1 protein-coding gene and 1 pseudogene are annotated in these 1,354 nt (G+C 40.4%); one reads left to right on the top strand and one right to left on the bottom strand.

All coding sequences use genetic code 11. From position 1 onward, the window contains the following. Positions 1-936, bottom strand: a 936-nt coding sequence (locus tag U736_RS0108730) for a tyrosine-type recombinase/integrase (protein ID WP_026500689.1), incomplete at its 3' end; no start/stop codon positions are given. Positions 937-1,160: 224 nt separating this feature from the next. On the opposite strand from U736_RS0108730, the pseudogene U736_RS0108735 reads away from it, so the two are divergent. Next, a pseudogene (locus tag U736_RS0108735) lies at positions 1,161-1,354 on the top strand (hypothetical protein); the annotation flags it as partial.

Below are 1,354 nucleotides of genomic sequence, written 5' to 3' on the forward strand. Positions count from 1 at the left end.
ACATTTCTCAGCGAGGGGACCACGACCTCTAGCAGAAAAAAAGAAATCATTACGAGAGAGCAAGCGCGCTTGTTTTAGAATTTCTAATGCTTCTGTTGATAGAGGCACGCGAAATTCTGTTGTAGCATCACGCCTTCCTTTCATATTCTCAGCAGGAATGGTCCATATATCCTCCTCAACTTGATCTTTATGAATATGACGTAAAGGATTGGTACGAACGCCTGTCAGAATAAGCAAACGCAAAGCCAGTTGTGTTATGGTTGATGCTTCACAGAGTGTTTTATAAAAAGCCGGCACATCTTTCCAATCCATGGCTGGTAAATTTTGGACTTTATGGCGTTGTTTACCTAAGAGCGCGCGTGCTTTTTCTGTTGCTTGTAAATCAACATTCAATCCTAATGCAGCCGCATGTTTGAGACAAAGGTTGAGACGAATAAGAGCTCTATTAGCTGTTCCAGCTTTTGTATGCCAAATAGGGGCAAGAACATTGCGTATCTCTGTTTGTGTAATCTCAGAAACGGGAAGACAGCCTAGTTTAGGAAGAATATGAAGGCGTAATGGCAAAAACCAATCCCCATCTTTACCATCATTTTTTAATTCAGCTTTACGACTTTCAAAAGCATCCAACGCGATATCTTTTAAATAATGGAGATTACTTATTGCCTCACGCTTTTGTTTTTCACGTTCTTTAATAGGGTCACGCCCTTCACGAAGAACAGAACGCCACCCAGTTGCCAATTCACGGGCTTGTTTTAAAGAAACATCTCTCAAGGCACCCAAGCCCATTTCGCGGCGCCGACCATGAATGGTATAACGGTAAATCCATTGAGCACCGCCATCTTTACGCTTATAAAGTAACAAGCCGGCACCATCATTATATTTGCCAGCCCCCAATGTTGCGACAGCCCTTGCATTAAGACGGTTCATAAGAGCCATTTTTAGTCCTTTCTTATACAAATTTGATCCACACGCTCATCCCACTTGTTATGTGCAAATAGTGGTTTTGATTGATTCAAGATAAACAGATTTGAAATGAGAGAATCTTACGTTATTCGGGACTCTCACTCAACATACAAAACAGTGAATTATCATTATAAATCAATATCTTGTACGATGATTACGGGGTTTAATGTGGATTTACGTCCTTTTGGTAGAGGCTAATGGCAAAAGTCTTTTTGACCAGTTCTTGGGATATGGAGCGTATAGCCCCTTATCTTGAAGAAATCATTGCATCTTTTAATGCGTATGTAGAGCGTTTTAAACATGAAATTACGTTGCGAGAACTCATTGAATCTATTTGCAGTGGTAAGAAACAGTTATGGCTTGTTTTGGATGATGAAGAGCGATTTTTAGC

Origin of the sequence: Bartonella grahamii ATCC 700132, from assembly GCF_000518085.1 — a bacterium.
Classification (GTDB): domain Bacteria; phylum Pseudomonadota; class Alphaproteobacteria; order Rhizobiales; family Rhizobiaceae; genus Bartonella; species Bartonella grahamii.